The organism is Ruegeria sp. ANG-R, assembly GCF_000813985.1.
In the GTDB taxonomy this organism is placed as follows: domain Bacteria; phylum Pseudomonadota; class Alphaproteobacteria; order Rhodobacterales; family Rhodobacteraceae; genus Ruegeria.
This window is the reverse complement of record NZ_JWLJ01000006.1, coordinates 93423-113247: the sequence shown is the minus strand read 5'-3', so window position 1 is coordinate 113247 and position 19825 is coordinate 93423. Positions and strand designations below refer to the sequence as shown.

Below are 19825 nucleotides of genomic sequence, written 5' to 3'. Positions count from 1 at the left end.
CGGCGCGCTCTACATCGGCTTCCATGAAACTCAGCCTGTCCTTCGTGAAAAAGCAGCCCCTGGTGGCCGTTGTCCGCTTGTCCGGTGCCATCGGAATGGCCGGGCGCGGGTCGATGAATGCCACCGCTCTGGCGCCGGTTCTGGAAAAAGCCTTTCGCAAGGGCAAGCCTGCCGCGGTAGCGCTTGAGGTCAACTCGCCCGGAGGATCACCTGTCCAAAGCTCGTTGATCGGCGCGCGTATCCGGCGGCTGGCGGACGAGCTTGATATTCCGGTCTACGCTTTCGTCGAAGATGTGGCCGCCTCGGGCGGATACTGGCTGGCGGCGTCGGCAGATGAAATCTGGGCTGACGACAGTTCGGTTCTGGGATCGATCGGCGTAATCTCGTCGGGGTTCGGCGCGCATGTCTTTCTGGCGCGGCAAGGCTTTGAGAGGCGCGTGCACACAGCGGGTCAGTCGAAATCGATGCTCGATCCGTTTGCCCCGGAAAAGAAAGAGGACGTCGCGCGGCTCAAAGTGCTGCTGGGCGATATCCATGAGAATTTCGTCACCCATGTCAAAACCCGCCGGGACGGCAAGCTGAATACCGATGCTGACCTGTTCAATGGCGAGGTCTGGCTGGCGCGCCGCGCGCAAGAGCTGGGCCTGATCGACGGCATCGCGCATCTGAAACCCAAGATGCAGGAAAAGTTCGGCGACAAGGTCAGGTTCCGCCGCTACGGGCTGCGCAAGCCGATCTGGTCACGCTTCGGGGCAACGATGGCGCAGGATGCCATCGCCGGGCTTGAGGAGCGCGCCGCCTACGCGCGTTTCGGGTTGTAACGTGATCATCAAGGCTGTCACCCTGTTCCTGATCGCCATGGGCGTTCTGGCGATGTTCGGCAAGTTGCGCTTTCCGGGCCAGAAACGGTTGAGTTCCGCCAAGTGTCCTCGATGTGGGCGTTTCCGGATCGGCAAAGGCTCGTGTCCGTGTGAAAAAGGAGGCCGTGGATGACGGCGTGGCTGTTTTCCGGCCTAGGGTTGCTGATCCTGCTGCTTGCCGGGGACGCGTTGGTCCGCGGGGCGGTCAATCTCAGTCTGCGACTGGGTGTTCCCGCTCTGATCGTAAGTCTGACCATCGTGGCATTCGGCACCTCGGCGCCCGAGTTGCTGATCGCGATCAGCGCCATCAAGGAAAACGCGCCCGGTATTGCGCTGGGCAACGTGGTCGGGTCGAACACGGCCAACATACTTCTGGTTCTGGGTCTGCCTGCACTGCTGGCCACCTTGCACACAAGCGAGTGCGACAGCCGCAAGAACTATGTCTTCATGCTGCTTGCAACGGTCCTGTTTATCGGGCTGGCCTTCTGCGGAGTCTTTAACCTGTTCAGCGGGGCAATCCTGCTGGCGGCGCTGGCGCTGGTTCTGGCCAATGCCTTCCGCGAGGCACATGCCCATCGCAAGGCCTGTGGCGAAGCGTGCGCGGATGAAGATGAGCTTGAAGGCCTCGAAGAAGCCGATCCGGACATGCCTTATTGGAAGGTGTCCCTGTATCTGGTTCTCGGCCTGATCGGCCTGCCAATGGGTGCGCAATTGCTGGTGGACAACGCGACGATCATCGCCCGCGACTACGGCGTCAGTGAGACGGTGATCGGTTTGACGCTGATTGCCGTGGGCACGTCTTTGCCGGAACTAGCGACAACAGTAATGGCGGCGTTGCGCCGTCAGGCCGATGTGGCGCTGGGCAACGTTATCGGTTCGAACATGTTCAACCTGTTGGCCATCATCGGTATCACAACTCTGTTCGGGCGCATCCCTGTGGACCCTGAATTCCTTCGGTTCGATCTGTGGGTGATGCTGGGTGCATCGCTGCTGCTGGTCCCATTCGTGTTTTTCAAAAAAGATATTACGCGTATCTGGGGACTGGTTCTGACGCTGCTTTATTTGATTTACGTCGTCAGCCTTCTGGCGTGATCTGATCAGGGGAGAGAGCCCATGACCCGAGCCTTGGTGACCGGCGCCGGAAAACGCCTTGGCCGTGCTATGGCGCTTTATCTGGCGCAGCGCGGCATGGATGTCGCTGTCCACTATGCCAACTCGGAACAAGCGGCACGCGAAACGGTGGCCGAGGTTCAGGCGCGGGGCCGCGCGTCAGTCGCGCTGCAAGCCGATCTGCTGGACGAAGCCCAGGTCGGCACATTGCTTCCCCGTGCGGTTGAAGCGCTGGGTGGGCCGATCACCTGTCTGGTCAACAACGCGTCAATTTTTGAGTATGACAATATCCACACGGCGACCCGCCAAAGCTGGGACCGGCATCTCGACAGCAACCTGCGTGCACCATTTGTTCTGACGCAAGCCATGGCCGGGCAAGGGCTGGAGCCGGAGTTGGATGATCAGGGAGAACCTCAGGCGGTTGGGCTGATCGTAAACATGGTGGATATGCGGGTGCGCAAGCTGACCCCTGAATTCATGTCGTACACGATTGCCAAGATGGGCCTGTGGGCGCTGACCCGGACAACCGCGCAGGCGTTGACGCCTGCAATCCGCGTGAACGCAATAGGTCCGGGCCCGACGCTGCAGGGCCATCGACAAAGTGAAAAGCACTTTAATGCACAAAGGCAGAACACAATTCTGGAGCGCGGAGCAAACCCGTCGGACATCACCGCCGCGCTGGGGTACTTTCTGGATGCACATGCCGTTACCGGCCAGTTGTTATGCGTCGATGGCGGGCAGCATCTGGGCTGGCAAACGCCGGATGTTCTGGGCATAGAATAGACATATCAGCTGCAAGTTTTGCACCGCTCTCATCCCTGTTACCTGAGCGTTACAAAATTGTCTTAATTTTCATATACTTGTCTCAGATGATATAAAATATTGTTTAAAAACAATACCATAATTTCCTGCCTATTTTTTGTGCAGATCAACGAATAGGTAAGGATTCAAGGGAAAATCGTGATGCCCCAAAAGTTATCTGCACAGTTATCCACAGAAGTCGTGGATTTGTTTTCTCTTGATCTGAAGCGCACAAGATTGCAGCCATGGTCAGAGAATCATAAGTCACGGCCATGACATCTCACAACGATACCAAACCGGACACTGAACTCACGGGATATGCCTGTATTCAGCGGTATGTAAAAACGCTGGACAGCTCGCCCGGCGTTTATCGAATGCTGGATGCTGATAGCCGGGTTCTGTACGTGGGCAAGGCGCGGAACCTGAAGGCGCGGGTATCGAACTATATGCGTCCAGGGCATTCGGGGCGGATCGAAAAGATGATCGCGGCGACCGCCTCGATGATGTTCCTGACCACGCGGACCGAGACAGAAGCCCTGTTGCTTGAGCAGAACCTGATCAAACAGCTCAAGCCGAAGTACAATGTGCTGCTTCGCGATGACAAAAGCTTTCCGAACATTCTGGTCGCCAAGGATCACGCCTTTCCACAGATCAAGAAGCATCGCGGGGCCAAGAAGGAAAAAGGCGCTTATTTCGGACCTTTCGCCAGCGCAGGGGCAGTGAACCGGACGCTCAATCAGTTGCAAAAGGCGTTCCTGCTGCGCAACTGTTCGGATTCCATGTTTGAGAGCCGCACACGGCCTTGTCTGCTCTATCAGATCAAGCGCTGTTCCGGGCCGTGTGTCGGGTTGATTTCCGAGGTGGATTACCGCGAAAGCGTAAAGGATGCCGAGCGGTTCCTGTCAGGCCGGTCTACCAAAGTGCAGGAGGATCTGGCCGAACAGATGATGGCCGCCTCCGAGGCGATGGAGTTCGAACGTGCCGCTGGTCTGCGCGATCGCATCCGGGCTCTGACCCAGGTTCAGACCTCTCAGGGCATCAATCCACGGGGCGTCGCTGAGGCGGATGTGATCGGTCTTTATATGGATAGCGGGCAGGCTTGTGTGCAGGTGTTCTTCATCCGCGCCAATCAGAATTGGGGAAACAAGGACTTCTATCCTCGGGTCGGGCCGGATGTTTCCCCGGCCGAGGTAATGGAGGCATTCCTCGGCCAGTTCTATGACAACAAGGAACCGCCACGTCAGTTGATCCTGTCCGACGCAATCGAAAACGCCGATCTGATGCAGGAAGCGTTGTCGGAAAAGGCCGGGCGCAAAGTAGAGATTCTGGTTCCTCAGCGCGGTGAAAAGCAGGAACTGATCGCGGGCGCGCTACGCAATGCGCGCGAGTCACTCGCCCGGCGGATGTCCGAAAGCGCGACTCAGGCCAAACTGCTGCGAGGGGTCGCTGAGGCATTTGATCTGGACAGCCCGCCCAATCGGATCGAAGTTTACGACAACTCGCATATTCAGGGTACCAATGCGGTCGGTGGCATGATCGTTGCCGGCCCCGAAGGGTTCATGAGAAACGCCTATCGCAAGTTCAATATCCGGGGTGATGATCTGACTCCGGGCGACGATTTCGGGATGATGAAAGAGGTGCTGACCCGCCGCTTTACCCGATTGCAAAAGGAAGACCCGGATCGAGACAAGGGGTTGTGGCCGGATTTGCTGTTGATCGATGGCGGTGCGGGGCAGGTGAGTGCCGTGCACGAAATCATGGTCGAACATGGTGTCGAAGACATTCCCATGATCGGCGTCGCCAAAGGTGTGGACCGTGACCATGGTAAGGAAGAATTTCACCGGACCGGTCAACGCCCGTTTGCGCTGAAACGCAACGATCCGGTGCTATATTTCATCCAACGCCTCAGGGATGAGGCACACCGGTTCGCCATCGGTACCCATCGTGCGAAACGCGCCAAGGCCGTTGGCGCAACGCCTCTGGACGAAATCACCGGCGTCGGGGCTGCGCGCAAACGGGCTTTGCTGGCTCATTTCGGCAGCGCCAAAGCCGTGAGCCGGGCCAATCTGGCGGACCTCAAAGCGGTTGAGGGGATCTCGGCCGGGCTGGCGCAGAAGGTCTATGATTTCTTCCATGACAAGGGCTAGGCTTTTCGGCCGCGCCAGAGGATATAAAGCCCCGAAGCAACGATCAGCGCGCTGCCGATCCACATGGTTTGATCCAGCTGCTCTTGGAACAGGAAAATGCCTAGCCCAATTCCGAAAAGCAGTCTGGAATAGCGAAATGGCGTCACCGCCGAGACTTCGCCGGTCCGCATCGCTTTCATCAGGGATGCATAGGCCATCGTTCCGATGGCGACAGCTGCCGCAACATGCGCACCTGTCACGGCGTTCAGCGCCACCATCGAGGTCCCTTCCCAGGGCTGATAGGCGAACCCGGCGACAATGATTGAGAGAAAGCCATAAAACCCCAGCACGTCGGTTCCCAAAGTGATGGGCGCCGCGCGGCTGGCCAGATCGCGGCCTGCAAACCCCAGCATCCCCAACACCGCCAGAAGCGACAGCGCCGAAAAGCTGTCGCCGGTCGGGCGGATGATGACGACGACACCGATCAAGCCGATCAGGATTGCGCTCCAACGCCGCCACCCCACGGTTTCGCCAAAGAACAGCGCCGCCCCGGCGACGACGACCAGCGGCGTCGCCTGAAGAATAACCGTTGCTGATGACAGCGGCGTCAGGGCGATAGCCAGCAAGTAGAACATCCGCCCAAGTATCTCGAAAAACACACGTACCTTCATTGGCCGGGAAAGGACGTCAGGGTGGAACAACTGACCACCACGTAAGGTGGTGACGCAGGCGAAGACTATCGCACCACCTGTGCCGAACAGAACCAGTACCTGCCAGATGGGCAACAGGGCCGACACGCCTTTCAACAACGCGTCTTCAATCGCGAAAAGGGCCATGGCTGCGATCATCCATGCGCTGCCGATCAGGTTCGACCGGGGATCGGTTTGAATATGTGTGGTCATGTCAGCTCTGGAGTGCTTTCTGGCGCCGCCGCGCCAATCTGACGTCAAAGCTTTCCTGTGCCAAGATATAACCGGTGGCGCGCGTGCGGTTGCGACGCTTTGACGTGCAGTGCGCCAAATGCTTGTCCGCGGGCAGTTTTTTTCGACCCTGTCTTTTCTGTCCCGAACCTGCGATGTAGGGTCCAACCCATGAAATGGAACCTGCCGAATATTCTGACCGTCCTACGCCTGGTGGCGGCACCCGGTCTTGCCGTGATGTTCTTGTATTTCACACGGCCCTACGCTGATTGGTTCGCACTGGTCCTGTTCCTGTCTGCGGCCATCACCGATTGGTTCGATGGCTATCTGGCGCGGGCCTGGAAGCAGGAAACCAAGATCGGTGCGATGCTGGACCCGATTGCCGACAAGGCGATGGTGGTGATCGCGCTGATGATCCTGGTTGGGTATTCAACCGAGCATTGGACGCCCTGGCTGGTGCTGCCGGCCACGGTGATCCTGTTTCGCGAAGTTTTTGTCTCGGGCCTGCGGGAGTATCTCGGCGATGTGGCCGGGACGCTGAAAGTGACGAAGCTGGCCAAATGGAAAACGACTGCGCAGATGGTCGCGATTGCGATTCTGTTCTCGCAGGGGATATTCGAACATCACTTCGTGATGGCCACGTTCGGCATGGATAATGTGACCATAGATCAGGTGCTGACCGGGCAAGTGGAGGATCTGAACCACATGCGCTGGTACCTTGAAGGCATGTTCTGGTCAGGCCGTATCGGGCTGTGGCTGTTGTGGATCGCCGCAGCGCTGACATTGATCACCGGCTACGACTACCTACGTAAAGCCATGCCACATCTGAAGGAGAGTTAAGGGATGGATGTGCTGTATTTCGCCTGGGTGCGCGAACGCATCGGTCTGCCGAAAGAAAAAATCGTGACCGAGGCCGCGACAGTGTCCGACTTGGTCGCCGAGCTGAGCGCACGCGAAGATCGCTATGCCGCCGCGTTCGCGGATCTGTCGGCCTTGCGCGTGGCGCTGGATCAGGAGCTTTCGGACTTTGATGCTCCGCTGAACGGGGTGCGCGAGGTTGCGTTTTTTCCACCGATGACCGGCGGCTGACCCGATGCGCATAGCGGTTCAGCAGGAAGCGTTCGATCTGGGTGTCGAGGCCAATGCCTTCGCAGAAGGTGCTATCGCAAATGGGGCCATCGTGACGTTCACGGGCGTTGTGCGTGATCTGACGACCGGGGATCTGGATGTCATGGAGATCGAACACTATCCGGGCATGACCGAACGGGCGCTGGCCGCAATCGCGCAAGAGGCGATGGATCGCTGGTCTTTGGGTGATGTTCTGGTGATTCACCGGCACGGGCGTCTGGCCCCCGGTGACCGGATCATGATGGTCGCCACAGCGGCGCCGCATCGCAAGGACGCCTTTGAGGCGGCGGAATATCTGATGGATTACCTCAAATCCCGCGCGCCGTTCTGGAAGAAAGAAATCTCCACCTCCGGCGCCGAATGGGTCGCCGCGAAGGAAGAGGACGAAGACGCGCTGACCCGTTGGTAGGACGATCAGTCGGCGTTGTTGATCCGACCGCGCATTTCCTCGGCTTCCTGCCGTGCTGCGCGCAACCCTTCCATCGCCGCATTCAGTTCAGCCTCGGTTTGCGTCAATTGGTTCGTCAGCTCTGCTTCGCGCTGCTGCAGGTATGTGATTGCCTGATCGCGGGTTTCCTCGGCTTCGTGCAACTCCTGGCTCATCCGATCCAGATCGGCCACATCGCTTTGACGGACACGAGACAGACGATGGGCCAGCCAATTGGCGAACCAGCCCATACAGAACGCTGCGAACAGGATGATTGCGGTGGCGATTACAAATTCAATTCTGTTCACTTTGCTGGTCCTCTGAGCCCGCATCCGGGGCATCGGCGTCCGGTGTTTCTGTTTCTGCTTCCATGGCCTCAAGCCCGGTTTCGGTATTGGCGACCGGCTCGGGCCGGATCAGGTGAAAGTTGATCCGGCGATTTTCTTCGCGCCCTTCCTCGGTGTCATTGTCAGCGATGGGCTGCGTTTCGCCATAGCCGACGGCAGAAAAGCTCGAGGTCGGCACGCGCCGTCCGCGCAGTTCGTTCAGGATCGATTGCGCGCGGGCCTGACTGAGTTGCTGGTTCATTTCCTCTCGGCCCTGGCTGTCGGTATGGCCCTGAATTTCCAATCGGATCGGGCCGCATTCGCGCAGGATGTCGGCGATCTGATTCAGCGCGTCGCGCGAATCGGCGGCCACTGTCGCCGATCCGGGTTCGAAGGCGATCTTGCTGCCCTTCTGAACCTCGGCGATCCGCTCTTCGCAGACCTCCGGATCGGGCGGGGCATCTTTGGGTGCCGGAGGCTCAACATAAGTAATCGACAAGTTGAAATCCTGCGCATCCCCCAGCTTCTCCGACAGCATACCTGCGATCAGGGCCTTAACGTCGGGGTGATGACTGATGCCTGTCAGCGAAACGGTGTCGGGTGTCACCGTCAGCGCTCCATTGTGCAGAAGCGACAAGGCGTCGAGGCCCGCCAGAACGCGCACCGCCCACTCCGCCGGCAGGTCCGGCGCAATTCGGGTGGCGGTGTGCACCCGCTCGGACCCAAAGGCGGCACGTGCAAAGCTGTCGGTCATGTTACGCAGGGTCTCGTCACTTACCCGCCCTCGCAGTTGCACCAGACCCTCCGGGCTGAGGGTCGCGCTGAATTCGACCGGTCCCGCAGGATCATCCGGTTCGGGCTCGGGCAGGACGGCGTGAAGGACAAATACCTCGGGCAGGGTGTTCTCCAACTCTCCGACGATGCGGTCGAACAGAGACGGGTCGGTATCCTGTGCGGCGACCAATGTGATGTCGGCATCTGACATGGTGATCGAACCCTGCCCGATCTCGGCCAGTGCCCGGATGCTCAGCTGTGCCGCATTAGGCCAACGGGGCGAGGGGACGCCTAGGCCTATCGTGCAGGAATATGGACCAGTCAGCCCTGACTCGCGCGCGGTTGCGACGATGAGATCCCGTGCCTCCTCGCTTTGGGCCGAGCACGCATCAAACTGCCCGCCGTCCTCGTTGATCAGATACCGCAGGGTAAATGGCGTGATAACCGGGCGGGGTGCTGAAATGGAAAGGCCGATCCGCAGCCCCGGGGGCGCCTCACGGTTCAGGTCCTGCTCCAGCCGGTCTTTTTCCTGCTGGCTATCGGCGATGGCAGTAATGCGTACCAGCCCGGGGCTGGCCGATATCTTGGCACGGGGCAAGTTGGACAGCGCCCGGATTGCATACTCCAAGGCTTGATCCCATCTGCTGGGTTCGGGATAGTCCGCGCTTTCCATCAGGTCCGAGACGGGTGCGTCCCGATCCAGCCGTTGCAGCCTGTCGATCAACTCGTCGCGATCCAGACTGGCAGGCACCAGTCCTATGATCGAAATGCCGCTGTCATTGCGCAAAATCTCGACCGAGAAGCGGGGCGGGGTCAGGTCGGCTGTGGGCGCGACGTCCATTTCGTCGATCACGCGCGAGGTATCGACCTCGGTTCCGGCGGCGGTCAGGGCATTGAACCGGGTGGCCTCGTCTGGCGCGGTACCGGTCAGGACAACGCGCAACCCGTCGGATTCGACCTCGGCCCAGTCATGTCCCTGCAGATTCAGCGCACGGCGCACTGCCAGTTCAGATGCATCTTCAATCTTGCTGACAGAGAAACCTGCGGCCACCAGCGACAACACGGCAGAGACTGCAAAAATCAACGCGACGGCGATGGGATAAGGCAGGCGCATGGGCGGGATCGAGACTCCTCGGTCGATTGATTTCGGACTCATACAGAGCCCGGCACAGAGGTGCAATCAGAGGAAAAGCGCGACGCAGAGGAAGATCAGCGGAATCAAGCCGGTGTCGCGATTGGCCCGGAAAAGCTGCAGCAATTTGGCGTTGTCTTCCGTATCCAGACCCCGCAACTGCCAAGCCAAGTGCCAACCCATCGCCCAGGGTCCGCCAAGGGCAACGACCAAGGCGAGAACCGACGCCTCGGGCAACGCGGCATCAATAATGGCAAGACCCATAAGGCTGACCGTCCCGACCAGAAAATACTTGAGCCATCGGGCTGTATCGGTTCCGAACAGCCGCGCGGTAGATTTGATGCCGATCAGTTCATCGTCCTCTGCGTCCTGATGGGCGTAAATCGTGTCATAGAACAACGTCCAGGCGATCCCCGACAGGTAGAGCATTATGGCGGGCCATCCCACGGTTCCGGTATGGGCAGCCCAGGCCAGCAATGCGCCCCAGTTGAAAGCCAGACCCAGAAAGACTTGCGGCCACCACGTAAACCGTTTTGCGAAAGGATAGATTGTGACTGGCAGCAGCGACAGGACACCCATCGCTATGGCGGCCCGATTGAAAGTCAGCAGAATCGCCAGAGCCAACAGACATTGCAGCACCATCCAGAACACGGCCTGACGTACGCTGACCTGGCCGGATGGAATCGGGCGCGATCTTGTGCGCTCGACCTTCCCGTCGAATTCGCGGTCGGTGATATCATTCCATGTACAACCCGCGCCGCGCATCAGAAACGCACCAATAGCGCAGCCGATGGCGATCCAGAGGTCTTCCCACCGCGGCGTGCTGTCGCTGAGGATCGCCAGCGCCAGACCCCACCAACAGGGTATCAGCAGCAACCACGTGCCAATGGGCCGGTCCGCGCGGCTGAGCCGCAGGTAAGGGCGGGCAAAGGCGGGGGCATGGGTGTCGACCCAATTGCCGGTTATGGCATCGGCGACCTGACCGTCTGGTGTTGGGGCATTGCCTTGCATATGTAGGGTCTCATGAATGCGAAGATCAGACTGTATGTAGAGCACCCTTTGGGTCCGGGGCAATCGGTTCCTTTGACGCGTGAGCACGCGCACTATCTGTTCGGCGTCATGCGCCTGTCGGTTGGGGGGCGAGTTGCCTTGTTCAACGGGCAGGATGGCGAATGGGTTGCCGAGGTTGTCGAAGCCGGCAAACGCGATGGCGTTCTGTCCTGCGCAGAGCAGACGAAACCGTTGCAATTACCGCCCGATCTGTGGCTGCTTTTCGCTCCGATCAAAAAGGCCCGGACCGATTTCATCGTTGAAAAAGCGGCCGAGATGGGCGCATCGCGGATTATGCCCGTTCAGACCGAATTCACCAACTCCGAACGTATCCGGCAGGATCGCCTGCAGGCACATGCGGTCGAGGCTGCGGAACAATGCGGCGGTATGTTCGTGCCGGAAGTCACCGATCTGCAGCGCTTGGATCGCCTCCTTGCCGCATGGCCTGAAAATCGTCAGTTGATGTTCTGTGACGAGGCCGAAGCCGGTGCAGCCCTGCGGCTGGCCGGGAACGAGAAGGGCCAGCCATGGGCTATACTCATCGGTCCTGAGGGTGGGTTTTCCGAGTCTGAACGCAAGCGTCTGTCGGCGTTGCCATATGCGCATGTGGTCAGCCTCGGCCCGCGTATCCTGCGCGCGGACACCGCAGCAGTCGCGGCGATGACGGTGTGGCAGCAGGCGCTGGGGGACTGGTCATGACATGGCGTCGGGCACAGGATGCAGACCTTTCGGAGATCGACGCGTTTTTGTTCCGGCACATTCAGACATCTATGTTTCCGTTGGCCAATCTGCGCGAACATGGCCTGTCTGGTGCCGATCCGCGTGCGTTGAATGTCTGGGTGCTGGGCGACGGTCCGCGCGCAGTTTTTTCCATCACAAACGAAGGCATGGTATTGCCACAATGCGCAGACTGTAGCGACGAACAGCTCAATAATGCGATCGAGTTGATCCGGGGGCGACCACTGTTTGGCATGGCTGCCGAGGCCACTCAGGCCCGCCGGATCATGCGGATTGCGGGATGGGAGGACCGGCCAGCGACCCTGAACAGTGACGAGCCGGGGTTCTCGCTGGAACTGAATAACCTCCAAATCCCGAGCTTGACCGGGGCTGAACTGGTACCGCTTGCCGTTGCTGACCGCTCTGTCACCGAGGGGTGGCGACGGAGTTACCTGATCGAGGCCATGGATTTCGCTTCAGCACGTGCGCAGAAGCAGGCTGTCAAAGATATCGAAGCCTATATTGCGCGCGGCTCTCACAGGGTTTTACTGATTGATGGTGAACCGGTTGGCATGACCGGGTTCAACGCGCGCCTGCCCGATGTGGTGCAGATCGGTGGCGTTTATACGCCACCCGAACTGCGGGGGCGGGGCTATGCGCGTTCGGCCGTTGCCCTGCATCTGGTTGAGGCGCGGGACAAAAGGGTCTCTCGCGCTGTTCTCTTTGCGGCTTCCGAAGCGGCGGCCCGTGCCTATATATCCATTGGGTTCCAGCCTGCGGGTCATTACTCGCTGATCTTGTTCAAAAACCCGGAGGACGTGGCATGAGTTTCATCCGACCCGAAGCCAAGCTGGCCCTGTGGCGCTGGCGCGAAGTACTGGTGGCAGGATTTGTTCTGATCCTCGGCCTCAGTTGGATCAGTGGCCCTGGCGGATTGATGGCGTGGTTGGGGTGGCTGCTGATCGCGGTATCGATCGCTCTGGCGGTGATCGGGGTGCAGCGCACGCGCTTTCGCAATGGCGCGGGCGGGCCGGGTGTCGTGACCATCGATGAAGGTCAGATCACCTATCTCGGGCCGCTCGACGGCGGTATAATCGCGACGCGTGAGATCGAGCGGCTGGCGTTGGACCCGACCTCGCGTCCCGCGCTATGGGTTCTGGATCAACCGGGGCAGCCGACCCTTCACATTCCGGTGAACGCCGAAGGGGCCGAGGCGTTGTTTGATGTGTTCTCAGCGCTGCCGGGGCTGAAAACCGAGCAAATGCTGACGGAACTTAACGGTGGCGCGGCCCATCCGGTGGTGATCTGGGAACGAACGCCCTCACGACCCGCTCATCTCAGGCTGCATTGACACTGGCGCGGTTTGCGCTCAGGAGTGACCCACAAGACAGACACATCAGGATCGGAGCACGGGTCACATGTCCATCCCCCAGTCCGGCGGCGGGCCAATCGAACGCCACGAGCAATTGGCCGAATATCTGGAAGCGGGCTGCAAGCCCAAGGCTGATTGGCGTATTGGCACCGAGCACGAGAAATTCGGCTATTGCAAAGACACGCTGAAGCCGCTGCCTTATGAGGGCGAACGCTCCATTCTTGCTGTGCTCAAAGGTTTGCGCGACGGCCACGGCTGGGCACCGGTTGAAGAAGCAGGCAAGCTGATCGGATTGGAAAAGGACGGGGCCAATGTCTCGCTGGAACCTGGCGGGCAGTTGGAATTGTCAGGCGCGCCGCTGGAGACCATTCACGAAACCTGTGACGAGGTGAACGCGCATTTGCGCGATGTGAAGGACATTGCCGACAAGATCGGCGTCGGCTTCATCGGCCTGGGTGCGGCTCCGATCTGGACCCATGACGAGATGCCGCTGATGCCGAAAGGCCGTTACCGGCTGATGAACGACTATATGGAGCAGGTCGGCACCATGGGCCGCGCGATGATGCGGCGGACCTGTACGGTTCAGGTCAATATCGACTTCGGCTCCGAGGCCGACATGGTGCAGAAACTGCGCGTAGCTCTGGCGTTGCAGCCCGTGGCCACGGCCCTGTTCGCGAATTCCCCGTTTTTCGAGGGCAAGGTGAACGGCCAGAAAAGCTGGCGCAGCTATATCTGGCGCCATCTGGATGACGCGCGCACCGGGATGCTGCCCTTTGTGTTCGAAGAGGGCTTCGGTTTTGAACGCTATGTGCAATATGCGCTCGATGTACCGATGTATTTCGTCTATCGCGACGGTAACTACATCAACGCGCTGGGCCAGTCGTTCCGTGACTTCCTGCAGGGCAAACTGCCCGCGCTGCCGGGTGAGACGCCAACGCTCAGCGATTGGGCTGACCACCTGACCACCGCCTTCCCCGAGGCGCGAATCAAGAAGTTCATGGAAATGCGCGGCGCTGATGGCGGCCCATGGCGGCGCCTGTGTGCTTTGCCCGCTTTCTGGGTTGGATTGACCTACGATCAGGGCGCATTGGACGCGGCGTGGGATCTGGTCAAAGGCTGGGATGCCGAAACCCGCGAGGAGATGCGCAGTGCCGCTGCAAAGGATGGCCTGCAAGCGCAGGTTGGCAGCATCAATATGCATGATCTGGCCCGCGAAGTGGTCGCAATCGCCGAGAGCGGTCTGGCGTCCCGCGCGCGTCCCGGAGCGGGCGGTCTGGTGCAGGATGAGACACATTTCCTGAACGCGCTCAAGGACAGCATAGAGACCGGCAAAGTTCCCGCTGATGAGTTGTTGGATCACTATAACGGCGACTGGAATGGCGACCTGACCCGGATTTATCCCGAATACAGCTATTGATCGCAGCCGTCCCGCTTGCAATCGCGGGGCGGGGCCGATAGCAGGTTGGCGACCAAATTCAGAGGGCGTAATGGACGATCTTAAGGCAAAATATCTGGGCCAAATCGCCGAAGCAGGCGATGAAAACGCGCTTGAGGCGATCCGCGTCGCTGCCGTGGGCAAAAAAGGCGAGGTCGCGCTGAAGATGCGTGAACTGGGCAAGATGACCCCCGAGGAACGTCAGGTTGCAGGCCCCGCGCTGAACGCTCTGAAGGATGAGATCAACTCGGCCCTCTCTGCAAAGAAAGCCGCTCTGGCCGATGCTGCGCTGGATGAGCGTCTGCGCACCGAATGGCTGGACGTCACCTTGCCGACCCGCGCGCGCCGTCAGGGCTCGATCCATCCGGTCAGCCAGGCGACCGAGGAATTGACCGCGATCTTTGCCGAACTGGGTTTCTCGGTGGCCGAAGGGCCGCGGATCGAGACCGACTGGCACAACTTTGACGCTCTGAATATCCCCGGCCACCACCCCGCGCGAGCCGAGATGGACACGTTCTATATGCACCGCGCCGAGGGCGACAATCGCCCGCCGCATGTGCTGCGCACCCATACTTCGCCAGTGCAGATTCGCTCGATGGAACTGCAGGGTGCGCCGATCCGTATCATCTGCCCGGGCGGCGTCTACCGCGCCGATTATGACCAGACCCATACGCCGATGTTCCATCAGGTCGAGGGGCTGGCCATCGACAAGGACATCTCTATGGCGAACCTGAAATGGGTTCTGGAAGAGTTCGTGAAAGCGTTCTTCGAGGTCGACGATGTCGAGCTGCGCTTCCGCGCCTCGCACTTCCCCTTCACCGAGCCGTCGGCCGAGGTCGATATCCGCTGTTCCTGGGATAACGGCCAGTTGAAGATCGGCGAGGGCGACGACTGGATGGAGATTCTTGGTTCTGGCATGGTCCACCCCAAGGTGATCGCCGCCGGCGGGATTGATCCCGAGGTCTATCAGGGCTTTGCCTTTGGCATCGGCATCGACCGTCTGGCGATGCTGAAATACGGTATTCCGGATTTGCGGGCGTTCTTTGATAGCGACCTGCGCTGGTTGCGGCACTACGGGTTCGCGGCGCTGGATATGCCTAACCTGCATGGTGGTTTGAGTAGGTGAAAAGGGACTTAGATCGAATTCGGGAATTGCTGCTGGAGTTGGAAGCTTCGGAGGCAGCGGAGTTCGAGCTGAAGAAAACGACTTGCGAATTTGACCGATACCAGTTGGAGAAGATGGCCGAGGCTGGGTTGATCGACGTGCGCGATCCGGCGAAGGTCCCAGTTACATTCCGTCCGGGGGCTATATACGATCACGGATTGGCTAAATTCCATAAACCGGTGACCTATAAGATCACTTGGGCGGGTCATGACTATTTAGATTCAGTTCGCGATAAAGGCATCTGGGAGAAGACCAAACGGGCGCTAGTCGAGACTGGTGGTAGTGCATCGCTGGAAGTCGTGAAGATTCTTGCTATCGGTTTCGCCAAAACAAAGCTATCGAAGCATACCGGGGTAGAGTTCTAGGTTCTGGTCTCATGCTTGCCATTGAGCGTGGAGCAAAGGCCGATAGGCCGCCGCGCTGTCGCCAGACCGCCCGCATGGGCTGGCGATTTGTCTCCGTAAGCGCACGGTTTGAACATTTTGCGGATTTGGCTGGCATAAAGTGCTCAGCACAGCCCGAGGATCGCCACCCCGCGGTCTGGCGATAGCGCGGCTTTGTCGCGAAGTTGGATGTAGGGTGGGCTTTCAGCCCACCATGCGTCGGGTGCCGGGCTGAAGCCCGGCCTACGTTTGTGTGGCGAATAAAGGTGGGGTGAAGCCCCACCCTACACCAATATGTTATGTGACAGCGCGGCAGACGTCGCTAGGCTCCGGCCTATGATCTATCGACTGCTTTTTCTTCTGCTGACCGCGACTCCGGCCTTTGCGATGGGGCCGTGGAAATCTGACTGTCACGGCGATACCGCCTGCGAGGTGGGCGACCGCTCGTACCACGTACTGGAACCTGATGGTTGGGATGGCGAAACGCCTCTGCCGGTGCTGTTGCATTTCCACGGCTGGGCGCGGCAGGGCGATGTGGTGGTGAACCATGAACGCATCGCCGGGGCAACCAAGCTGCGCGATGTGCTACTGGTGGCTCCGAACGGGTTGGGCAAAAGCTGGAATTTCTGGACCGCTGATACCGCAGACGTGCCGTTCGCTGATCGGGTGCTACAGGACGTGGCCAAACGCTATCCCATTGATCCTGAACGCATCTATGTCTCGGGCTATTCTTACGGCGGCGCGATGGCGTGGCGCTTTGTTTGTCAGTCGGGCAATGACATCGCGGCGCTGCTGGCCGTTGCAGGCTCGATCCGCCAGACCGAGGATTGCCCGGAAGCCCCGCGCGAGGTGCGTCATGTGCACGGGCTGGACGATACGGTGATGGATTTCCCCTTTGGGCCGGATGGGGACATGACCTATCCGGTGGCGCTATGGAAGGCCAAGTTCGATTGTAACGGCGCGACCCCGCGCGGGGACTGGAGCGTGAAGCCGTTCCTGACGCTCAGCCGGGTCGAGTGGACCGATTGCGCGCAGGGACAGGTGGTGCTGGATACTCATCCCGGTGGGCATTTCATCCCCCATGGCTGGATAGGCTGGCAGTTGGACGAATTGGCCGGGCGGGCGCCGGTTTACCCCTGAACGGTTTGACTCCTGAAGCGAACCGGGGTCCTTTGCGATCACCCACATGAACAGGAGCCTGCACCCGTGAAACCTCTGATGCTGAGCGCATTGATCCTTGCCGCGACACCGGCGACGGCCCGCGACACTTATCCGCCCGTGGATGTGTTGGTGAAAACGGAAACCTCGGTCATCGGTCAGCCGCTGGAATACCCGGAGGGCACACCGCAGATCACAATGGCGATCGTGACGATGCAACCGGGCCAGCAAACCGGGCTGCACCAGCATGACGTGCCGTTGGCGGCCTATATTCTCGAAGGCGAGATCACCGTCGATTACGGCGCTGACGGAACCAAGACCTATAAAGAGGGCGACGCCTTTGTCGAAGCGTTCCGATCACCGCATAACGGGATGAACCCGGGGCCGGGGATTGCGCGGATACTGGCGGTTTTTGCCGGTTCGGACAGCGTGCCCAATACGGTATCGGACAAGTAGGCGCACGGCCTCTTTCCCCTGTGCGCAATATCCGTTACACGCGGTCTGACCCACGTTTGACTGGCGGATGAAGACCGATGAAATTCACGCTTTCCTGGCTGAAAGACCACCTCGACACCGATGCATCGGTGGACGAGATCGTTGAGGCACTGACCGACCTTGGACTGGAAGTCGAAGAGGTGGTGAACCCGGCAGATCGACTTGCGGACTTTACGCTGGGCAAAGTGACCCATGCCGAAAAACATCCTGACGCCGACAAGCTGCGTGTTTGTAAAGTGGCCACAGATGAAGGGGAGTTGCAAATAATCTGCGGCGCGCCCAATGCGCGTGAGGGGATCACGGTCGTGGTCTGTAAACCGGGTATGTATATTCCCGGTCTCGATCTGACGATCAGTGTCGGCAAGATCCGCGGCGTCGAAAGCTTTGGCATGATGGCCTCGGAACGCGAGCTGGAGCTGTCGGACGAGCATGACGGTATCATCGAGCTGCCTTCGGGCGAGGTCGGTGATCGGTTTGTTGACTGGCTGGCGGAAAACGAACCCTCGAAAGTCGATCCGATGATCGAGATTGCGATTACACCCAACCGGCCCGATGCGCTGGGTGTTGCAGGGATCGCGCGCGATCTGGCGGCGCGTGGTCTGGGCACGCTGAAGGTTCGCGACTATGTGCCTGTGCCGGGTGACTTCGAGAGCCCGATCAGGGTGACGATTGATGACGACACGCTGGATGGCGCGCCGCATTTCACCGGGCGCCTGATCCGGGGCGTGAAGAACGGCCCCAGCCCGCAATGGCTGCAGGATCAGCTGAAGGCGATTGGCCTGCGGCCGATCTCGGCCTTGGTGGATATCACCAACTACATGACCTTCGATCATAACCGCCCGCTGCACGTGTTCGATGCCGACAAGGTGCAGGGCAATCTGCGGGTGCATCGTGCCGAGGGTGGTGAAAAGCTGGTGGCGCTGGATGAGAAGGAATACACGCTGCAGCCCGGCATGATGGTGATCTCTGACGACAAAGGCCCGGAATCCATCGCCGGTATCATGGGCGGTGAAGAAACAGGTTGCACCGCAGAGACGGTGAACGTCTTCCTCGAAAGCGCGTTCTGGGATCATGTACAGATTGCCCTGACGGGCCGTGCTCTGAAAATCAACTCGGATGCGCGGTATCGGTTCGAGCGCGGCGTCGATCCGGAATATACTCTGGAAGGGCTGGAGCACGCGACGCAGATGATACTGGATATCTGCGGCGGTGAGGCCTCGAACGTGGTGGAAGCGGGCAAGGCACCGGTTCACGCGCGGGCTTATAAGCTGGATGCGGCACGGGTACAGTCACTGGTCGGGATGGACATCCCGGAGAGCGAGCAGCGGCAGACTCTGACCCGTTTGGGCTTCCGCCTGGATGGAGAGATGGCGCATGTGCCCAGCTGGCGCCCGGATATCATGGGTGAGGCCGATCTGGTGGAAGAGGTCGCGCGGATCGCGTCCCTGACCAAGCTGCAGGGTATTCCTCTGCCGCGCACCACAGCGGGTATCCCCAAACCGGTCATGACGCCGACGCAACGCCGCCAGTCGATGGCGCGGCGGACATGCGCGGCGCTGGGATACAATGAATGCGTCAGCTATACGTTCATCGATCAGGCGTCGGCGGCTTTGTTCGGCGGCGGTGACGAGACGACCATGCTGGAAAACCCGATCTCGTCCGAGATGAGCCATATGCGCCCCGATCTGTTGCCCGGTCTGCTGCAAGCGGCGGCCCGCTATCAGGCGCGCGGCTATGCCGATCTGGCTCTGTTCGAGGTCGGACCGGTGTTCCATGATGGTGAGCCGGGGGATCAGCAGACGCAGATTACCGGTTTACTTGTTGGTCGGAACGGTCCCAAGGACGTGCACGGCGCGTCCCGCCCGGTTGATCTGTATGACGCGAAAGCGGATGCCGAGGCGGTTTTGGCCGCCATTGGCGCGCCTGCCAAGGCTCAGATCCTGCGCGGCGGGGATGCCTGGTGGCATCCGGGCCGACATGGCAAGATCTGTCTGGGCCCGAAAAAGGTTCTGGGCGTCTTTGGTGAATTGCATCCCCGCGTGTTGCAGGCGATGGACATCAAAGGCCCGGCGATGGCCTTCACCATCTGGCCCGATCAGGTGCCGTTGCCGCGTAAATCGGGAGCAACCCGGTCGGCGCTGGAATTGCGTGACCTGCAGGCGGTCGAGCGTGACTTCGCCTTTGTCGTCGACGCGGATGTTGAGGCTCTGACGCTGGTCAATGCGGCTGCGGGGGCTGATAAGGCGCTGATCGAGGATGTGCGCGTCTTTGACGAATTCATCGGCGGCAGCCTCGGCGAGGGCAAGAAATCGCTGGCGATCACCGTGCGTCTGCAGCCTTCGGAGCAGACGCTCAAGGAAAAAGATATCGAAGCCGTGGCGGAAAAGATCATCGCCAAGGTCACCAAGGCGACGGGTGGCGTGCTGCGCGGATAGAACCGTTCGAC

General features: G+C 59.8%; 20 protein-coding genes. 16 read left to right on the top strand and 4 right to left on the bottom strand.

The window, feature by feature from the left end:
- Positions 1–23 precede the first annotated feature (23 nt).
- From RA27_RS15005 to uvrC, 4 genes are all read left to right on the top strand, one after another.
- Positions 24–821, top strand: a complete 798-nt coding sequence (locus RA27_RS15005) for a S49 family peptidase (RefSeq protein WP_039540699.1) — start codon at positions 24–26, stop codon at positions 819–821.
- A 168-nt stretch (positions 822–989) separates the two neighbouring features.
- On the top strand, positions 990–1952 hold the full coding sequence (locus RA27_RS14995) for a calcium/sodium antiporter (protein WP_039540694.1): 963 nt from the start codon (positions 990–992) through the stop codon (positions 1950–1952).
- A gap of 21 nt (positions 1953–1973) precedes the next feature.
- Positions 1974–2753, top strand: a complete 780-nt coding sequence (locus RA27_RS14990; protein ID WP_039540691.1) for an SDR family oxidoreductase — start codon at positions 1974–1976, stop codon at positions 2751–2753.
- A gap of 290 nt (positions 2754–3043) precedes the next feature.
- Positions 3044–4918, top strand: a complete 1875-nt coding sequence (gene uvrC / locus RA27_RS14985; RefSeq protein WP_039540687.1) for an excinuclease ABC subunit UvrC — start codon at positions 3044–3046, stop codon at positions 4916–4918.
- Here the strand turns inward: uvrC and RA27_RS14980 are convergent.
- Positions 4915–5799 carry a DMT family transporter gene (locus RA27_RS14980; protein ID WP_039540683.1) on the bottom strand — a complete coding sequence of 295 codons (885 nt, stop codon included), beginning with the start codon at positions 5797–5799 and terminating at the stop codon, positions 4915–4917. The two genes, uvrC and RA27_RS14980, sit on opposite strands and share 4 nt — an antisense overlap.
- A gap of 189 nt (positions 5800–5988) precedes the next feature.
- On the opposite strand from RA27_RS14980, the gene pgsA reads away from it, so the two are divergent.
- Genes pgsA through RA27_RS14965 form a run of 3 tightly spaced genes read left to right on the top strand, consistent with a single transcriptional unit; the run spans position 5989 to position 7354 of the window.
- Positions 5989–6657, top strand: a complete 669-nt coding sequence (pgsA, locus tag RA27_RS14975) for a CDP-diacylglycerol--glycerol-3-phosphate 3-phosphatidyltransferase (RefSeq protein WP_039540681.1) — start codon at positions 5989–5991, stop codon at positions 6655–6657.
- 3 nt (positions 6658–6660) lie between these two features.
- Positions 6661–6906 carry a molybdopterin converting factor subunit 1 gene (moaD, locus tag RA27_RS14970; protein WP_039540677.1) on the top strand — a complete coding sequence of 82 codons (246 nt, stop codon included), beginning with the start codon at positions 6661–6663 and terminating at the stop codon, positions 6904–6906.
- 4 nt (positions 6907–6910) lie between these two features.
- Positions 6911–7354: a molybdenum cofactor biosynthesis protein MoaE gene (locus RA27_RS14965; RefSeq protein ID WP_039540675.1), complete on the top strand. Its 444-nt coding sequence runs from the start codon at positions 6911–6913 to the stop codon at positions 7352–7354.
- A gap of 5 nt (positions 7355–7359) precedes the next feature.
- On the opposite strand, the gene RA27_RS14960 is transcribed toward RA27_RS14965, so the two are convergent.
- The 3 genes from RA27_RS14960 to ubiA form a co-directional block, all read right to left on the bottom strand.
- On the bottom strand, positions 7360–7680 hold the full coding sequence (locus tag RA27_RS14960) for a hypothetical protein (protein WP_039540673.1): 321 nt from the start codon (positions 7678–7680) through the stop codon (positions 7360–7362).
- Entirely contained in the window at positions 7667–9586 is a 1920-nt protein-coding gene (locus RA27_RS14955; RefSeq protein WP_039540670.1) for an OmpA family protein, read from the bottom strand. The genes RA27_RS14960 and RA27_RS14955 overlap by 14 nt, the downstream gene beginning before the upstream one ends.
- Before the next feature lie 66 nt (positions 9587–9652).
- Positions 9653–10615 (bottom strand): 4-hydroxybenzoate octaprenyltransferase, encoded by a 963-nt coding sequence (gene ubiA, locus RA27_RS14950; protein ID WP_039540667.1) that lies wholly within the window; start codon positions 10613–10615, stop codon positions 9653–9655.
- A 12-nt stretch (positions 10616–10627) separates the two neighbouring features.
- Between ubiA and RA27_RS14945 the strand changes: the two genes are divergently transcribed.
- The 9 genes from RA27_RS14945 (at position 10628) to pheT (ending at position 19814) form a co-directional block, all read left to right on the top strand.
- Positions 10628–11353 carry a 16S rRNA (uracil(1498)-N(3))-methyltransferase gene (locus RA27_RS14945; RefSeq protein ID WP_039540664.1) on the top strand — a complete coding sequence of 242 codons (726 nt, stop codon included), beginning with the start codon at positions 10628–10630 and terminating at the stop codon, positions 11351–11353.
- On the top strand, positions 11350–12198 hold the full coding sequence (locus tag RA27_RS14940) for a GNAT family N-acetyltransferase (RefSeq protein WP_039540661.1): 849 nt from the start codon (positions 11350–11352) through the stop codon (positions 12196–12198). Before RA27_RS14945 ends, RA27_RS14940 begins: the two co-directional genes overlap by 4 nt.
- On the top strand, positions 12195–12722 hold the full coding sequence (locus RA27_RS14935; protein WP_039540658.1) for a hypothetical protein: 528 nt from the start codon (positions 12195–12197) through the stop codon (positions 12720–12722). Before RA27_RS14940 ends, RA27_RS14935 begins: the two co-directional genes overlap by 4 nt.
- A 67-nt stretch (positions 12723–12789) precedes the next feature.
- Positions 12790–14160: a glutamate--cysteine ligase gene (locus RA27_RS14930; RefSeq protein ID WP_039540655.1), complete on the top strand. Its 1371-nt coding sequence runs from the start codon at positions 12790–12792 to the stop codon at positions 14158–14160.
- A gap of 70 nt (positions 14161–14230) precedes the next feature.
- The gene (gene pheS / locus RA27_RS14925; protein ID WP_039540652.1) at positions 14231–15304 is read left to right on the top strand and encodes a phenylalanine--tRNA ligase subunit alpha; all 1074 of its coding nucleotides are present in this window, start codon (positions 14231–14233) and stop codon (positions 15302–15304) included.
- Complete coding sequence (locus RA27_RS14920; protein WP_082025140.1) at positions 15301–15708, top strand: DUF2513 domain-containing protein; 408 nt, start codon at positions 15301–15303, stop codon at positions 15706–15708. Before pheS ends, RA27_RS14920 begins: the two co-directional genes overlap by 4 nt.
- Positions 15709–16062: 354 nt before the next feature.
- Positions 16063–16866, top strand: coding sequence for a polyhydroxybutyrate depolymerase (locus tag RA27_RS14915; RefSeq protein WP_152610707.1), 804 nt, complete (start codon positions 16063–16065; stop codon positions 16864–16866).
- A gap of 66 nt (positions 16867–16932) precedes the next feature.
- Complete coding sequence (locus RA27_RS14910) at positions 16933–17340, top strand: cupin domain-containing protein (protein WP_082025139.1); 408 nt, start codon at positions 16933–16935, stop codon at positions 17338–17340.
- 77 nt (positions 17341–17417) lie between these two features.
- Entirely contained in the window at positions 17418–19814 is a 2397-nt protein-coding gene (gene pheT / locus RA27_RS14905; RefSeq protein WP_039540643.1) for a phenylalanine--tRNA ligase subunit beta, read from the top strand.
- Positions 19815–19825: the final 11 nt, after the last annotated feature.

Excerpts from the sequence above, each read along its gene's own strand:
- pheT (WP_039540643.1), top strand. The coding sequence starts at position 17,418 with ATGAAATTCACGCTTTCCTGGCTGAAAGACCACCTCGACACCGATGCA.
- RA27_RS14915 (WP_152610707.1), top strand. The coding sequence starts at position 16,063 with ATGATCTATCGACTGCTTTTTCTTCTGCTGACCGCGACTCCGGCCTTT.
- pheS (WP_039540652.1), top strand. The coding sequence starts at position 14,231 with ATGGACGATCTTAAGGCAAAATATCTGGGCCAAATCGCCGAAGCAGGC.
- pgsA (WP_039540681.1), top strand. The coding sequence starts at position 5,989 with ATGAAATGGAACCTGCCGAATATTCTGACCGTCCTACGCCTGGTGGCG.
- RA27_RS14980 (WP_039540683.1), bottom strand. The coding sequence starts at position 5,799 with ATGACCACACATATTCAAACCGATCCCCGGTCGAACCTGATCGGCAGC.
- RA27_RS14940 (WP_039540661.1), top strand. The coding sequence starts at position 11,350 with ATGACATGGCGTCGGGCACAGGATGCAGACCTTTCGGAGATCGACGCG.
- RA27_RS14945 (WP_039540664.1), top strand. The coding sequence starts at position 10,628 with ATGAATGCGAAGATCAGACTGTATGTAGAGCACCCTTTGGGTCCGGGG.
- RA27_RS14990 (WP_039540691.1), top strand. The coding sequence starts at position 1,974 with ATGACCCGAGCCTTGGTGACCGGCGCCGGAAAACGCCTTGGCCGTGCT.
- ubiA (WP_039540667.1), bottom strand. The coding sequence starts at position 10,615 with ATGCAAGGCAATGCCCCAACACCAGACGGTCAGGTCGCCGATGCCATA.
- RA27_RS14965 (WP_039540675.1), top strand. The coding sequence starts at position 6,911 with ATGCGCATAGCGGTTCAGCAGGAAGCGTTCGATCTGGGTGTCGAGGCC.
- moaD (WP_039540677.1), top strand. The coding sequence starts at position 6,661 with ATGGATGTGCTGTATTTCGCCTGGGTGCGCGAACGCATCGGTCTGCCG.
- RA27_RS14930 (WP_039540655.1), top strand. The coding sequence starts at position 12,790 with ATGTCCATCCCCCAGTCCGGCGGCGGGCCAATCGAACGCCACGAGCAA.
- RA27_RS14995 (WP_039540694.1), top strand. The coding sequence starts at position 990 with ATGACGGCGTGGCTGTTTTCCGGCCTAGGGTTGCTGATCCTGCTGCTT.
- RA27_RS14955 (WP_039540670.1), bottom strand. The coding sequence starts at position 9,586 with ATGCGCCTGCCTTATCCCATCGCCGTCGCGTTGATTTTTGCAGTCTCT.
- RA27_RS14935 (WP_039540658.1), top strand. The coding sequence starts at position 12,195 with ATGAGTTTCATCCGACCCGAAGCCAAGCTGGCCCTGTGGCGCTGGCGC.
- RA27_RS15005 (WP_039540699.1), top strand. The coding sequence starts at position 24 with ATGAAACTCAGCCTGTCCTTCGTGAAAAAGCAGCCCCTGGTGGCCGTT.
- uvrC (WP_039540687.1), top strand. The coding sequence starts at position 3,044 with ATGACATCTCACAACGATACCAAACCGGACACTGAACTCACGGGATAT.